3 protein-coding genes are annotated in these 3,676 nt (G+C 72.2%); 1 reads left to right on the forward strand and 2 read right to left on the reverse strand.

The genetic code is table 11. From position 1 onward, the window contains the following. Position 1: 1 nt before the first annotated feature. Positions 2-1,096 (reverse strand): DegT/DnrJ/EryC1/StrS family aminotransferase, encoded by a 1,095-nt coding sequence (locus AB8Z75_RS32900; RefSeq protein ID WP_369208479.1) that lies wholly within the window; start codon positions 1,094-1,096, stop codon positions 2-4. Positions 1,097-1,182: 86 nt separating this feature from the next. After that, positions 1,183-2,307 carry a DegT/DnrJ/EryC1/StrS family aminotransferase gene (locus AB8Z75_RS32905; protein WP_369208475.1) on the reverse strand — a complete coding sequence of 375 codons (1,125 nt, stop codon included), beginning with the start codon at positions 2,305-2,307 and terminating at the stop codon, positions 1,183-1,185. A 292-nt stretch (positions 2,308-2,599) separates the two neighbouring features. Here AB8Z75_RS32905 and AB8Z75_RS32910 point away from each other — a divergent pair. Next, on the forward strand, positions 2,600-3,676 hold a 1,077-nt coding region (locus AB8Z75_RS32910), incomplete at its 3' end, for a hypothetical protein (protein ID WP_369208477.1).

Below are 3,676 nucleotides of genomic sequence, written 5' to 3' on the forward strand. Positions count from 1 at the left end.
GTCAGTGGCGGTGGCGGCGGGCCGGGGCGCCGCGCCGCGCGAAGTCGCACACCGCGTCGGCGACGTACTCGACCTGCGCGTCCGTCAGGTGGGGGTAGACCGGCAGCGCCAGAATCCGCCTGCTCGCCAGCTCGGCGTGCGGCCAGTGTTCGCCGGGCGAGGCGAAGGGGGCGAACGCCGACTGCCTCGGCAACGGCAGCGGGTAGTACACGTGCGAGTCGATGCCGCGCTCCGTCAGGTGCGCGCGCAGCGCCTCCCGCTCCTCGGCCAGCAGCGAGTAGACGTAGTAGCAGCGGCCCTCCCGCCCCCTCGGGGGCGGGACCACACCCCGCTCGGTGAGGGGCGCGAACCGTTCGGTGTAGTAGTCGGCGATGACCGCGCGCCGCTCCAGCCGCTCGGGCAGCCCAGGCAGCCGACGCAGCTGGAAGGCGGCCTGGATCTCGTCGAAGCGGCTGTTGTGCCCGATCACGTGGTGCACGAACCGGTGCGTCCCGTCCTGGCCGTGGTTGCGCAGCATCCGCACGCGCTGCCCGATGGTCGCGTCGCGGGTGACCACCACACCGCCTTCGCCGGGCATGCCGAACGACTTGACCTGCACGAAGGAGAAGACGCCCGCCTCGCCCCACAGCCCGGCCGGGGTGCCGCCCAGCACCGCGCCCTGTGCGACGGCGGAATCCTCCAGCAGCCGCACCCCGTACTCCCGCGCCAGCGCGGTGAAGGCGGGCATGTCGGCCATCACGGAGAACATGTGGGCGGGCATCAGCGCCTTGGTGCGCGGGGTGATGCGCCGCCGCACGTCGGCCGGGTCGGCGACCATCGTCCACGGGTCGATGTCGGCGAAGACCGGCCTGGCGCCCAGGTGCACCACGGAGGCGGCCAGCGGGGCGCAGCCGAACGCCGGCACCACCACCTCGTCCCCCGCACCCACCTCCATCGCCGCCAGCGCCAGCCCCAGCGCGGAGGTGCCGCTGCCGCAGGCCACCACGTCGGCGGCGCCCAGGGAGCCCGCCAGCGTCCGCTCCAGGGCACGGGTGTGCTCACCGAGGATGAACCGCTGCTCGGGGGCGGCCCCGACCTGGCGGATGATGTCGAGCATGGCGGTGCGGTCGTTGTCGAATACGTCGGGCTGGAAGAAGGAGATGGCGCTGGTGCGTTGGGCGGTCACGTCGGTTTCCCCGTCGGTCACGTCGGCTTCCCCGTGTAGAACTCACGGATGGTCTCGCTGACCCGGTCGACCTGCTCCACGTCCAGGTCCGGGTAGAGGGGCAGCGCGAGCGCGCGGGCGCTGGCGGCCTCGGCGTGCGGGAAGTCGCCGCGCGAGTGGCCGAGGTGGGCGAAGCACGGCTGGAGGTGCAGCGGCGTCGGGTAGTAGATCTCCGTGCCCACCCCGTGGCGCGTCAGGTGCTCCGCCAGCCGGTCACGGTCGTCGGCCTCGATCAGGTAGACGTAGAAGACGGGCCGCGACTCCCCGCTGGTGCGGGGGCGTTCGACGACGCGGGGCAGCCGGGTGATGCCGGGGACGTCCCATAACCGCTCGTCGTAGGCCGCCGCGAGCTCGGCGCGGCGTGCGATGTCGTTGTCCAGGCAGGTGAGCTTCGCGGAGAGGACGGCCGCCTGGATGTCGTCCATCTTGCTGTTGAAGCCGGGTACGTCGGTCTCGGTGGAGATGGTGGAGAAGTCCCCCAGGGTCGGCCCGAGCCGCCCGTGGTGGCGCAACGCGCGCACCATTTCGGCCACTTCCGGATCGTCGGTGAGGACGGCCCCGGCGTCGCCGAGCGCGCCCAGGGTCTTGCTCGGGAAGAACGACAGGACGCCGCCCTTGCCGTGCAGACCTGCGTGGCGCCCGCTCTGCCGCATTCCGATGCCCTCGGCGCTGTCCTCGACCAGGGTGAGCCCGCAGCGGGAGGCGACGGCGCCCAGGGCCGCCATGTCGGCCATCTGGTGGAACAGGTGCGCGGGCATCACGAAGCGGCTCGCAGGGGTGACGGCGGACTCCAGGGCCGCCGCGTCCATCGCGTAGTCGACCGGGTCGATGTCGACGAACTGGGGCCGGCCGCCCGCCAGCACCACCGACGAGGCCGTGGCGACGAACGAGTACGCCGGCACCAGCACCCCCTCGTCGCGCTGGAGGCCGCACGCGCGCAATAACAGGACGAGGGCGTCCGTGCCGCTGTTCACCCCGACGGCGAACCCGGCACCCGTGTAGGCGGCGAGCTCCCGCTCCCACTCCGCGACATGGCGGCCGTGTGAAAACTTCCCTGTCGCGAATACTTCGTTGACCCTCTCCTCCACGAGAGGCCACAGCACACCGAAAGTCGTTGCCTGGGAGAAGAACGGAACCTCTTCGGTTCCGGCCCGGGGACCGGAACGTCGCCCCACCCCTCCGGAGATTCCTCCGAAAGACACTGCCACTCCAATTACTTGACGCGAACGGCGGATTGCCAGCGACCCGAGGCATACCCCCGGCCCCTGGACCCAATCGCCGGCGCCCGCACGTTCACCCGTGCCGGTACGAGTTCCCGGGTTCTGCTTGACCGCTCTTCATACCGGGGGTCACAGTCGGTCGCTGAACTGCCAGAGCCGTCACACTTGCAAGGACATGATGCTGCGACCGCTGATCGTCGGGTTAGGCCGCTCCGGAGCCGGTCTCCACCTGGCGGCCCTGAAGAGACTGAAAACACCGTCCGGCGCGGCCCGCGAAGCCGAGGAAGAGCCGCTGTTCCACTGGCCGCCGCTGGCCTGGGACCCCCGGCCCACCGCCGCGTCCGGGCTCGACGACGTCACCGTGGTGGCGTCCCTGGCGGAAGCCGCCCGCCGCACGGACCCCGAGGAGACCGTCGTCCACCTGTGCACCCCTCCCGCGGCCCGGGCCGGGGTGCTGGGCCGGCTCGCCGGGCTCGGGTACACCCGCGTGCTGGTGGAGAAGCCGCTGGCCTGCGAGCCCGGCCAGCTCGAGAGCGTCACCAGACTGCGCGACGAGTACCGGCTCGATGTGACCGTCGTCGCCCACTGGCTGGCCGCCGGGCTCACCCAGCGGCTGCGCGACCTGATCGCCGACCGCGGCCTCGGCCGGCTGCTGGGCGTCGACGTGGTCCAGCACAAGCCCCGCTTCGCGCGCACCCTGGCCACGCACGGCCACCCGACCGCCTTCGACGTGGAGATACCCCATTCGCTCGGCGTCGTCCTCGACCTGGCCGGGGCCGCCGAACTGGAGACGGCCCACTGCACGGACATGGAGTGCGGCACCGCCGTCGTCCCGCACATGGGCAGTGCCTCGCTCACCCTCCGGCACTCGGGCGGTGTGCGCACCGAGATCGTCTCCGACCTGACGTCACCGGTGCAGCAGCGCAGTCTCACCCTCCGCTTCACCGACGGCACCGCGACCGCGCACTATCCGATCAGCGAGCGGGACGACCACGCCCAGCTGATCCTCTCCGGCGCCGTGCGCGCCCACCACACCTTCCGTGACGAGGCACTGAGCCCCTTCCTGCGCCGCACCTACCAGCGCTACGCCCAGGGGCGGGCCGACGACTTCGACCTGCACCACGCCGTCGCGCGGCTGCTCTGCCGGGCGAAGGCGTACTCCCGCGCGGGGCAGGCGCCCGAAGACGCCCCGCCGCCCGCCGAAGTCGCTGCGATGCCGGCCCACGACAACGCACTGCCCGCCCCGAAGGCC

The sequence above is a fragment of the Streptomyces sp. PU-14G genome (genome assembly GCF_041028275.1).
Lineage (GTDB): Bacteria > Actinomycetota > Actinomycetes > Streptomycetales > Streptomycetaceae > Streptomyces.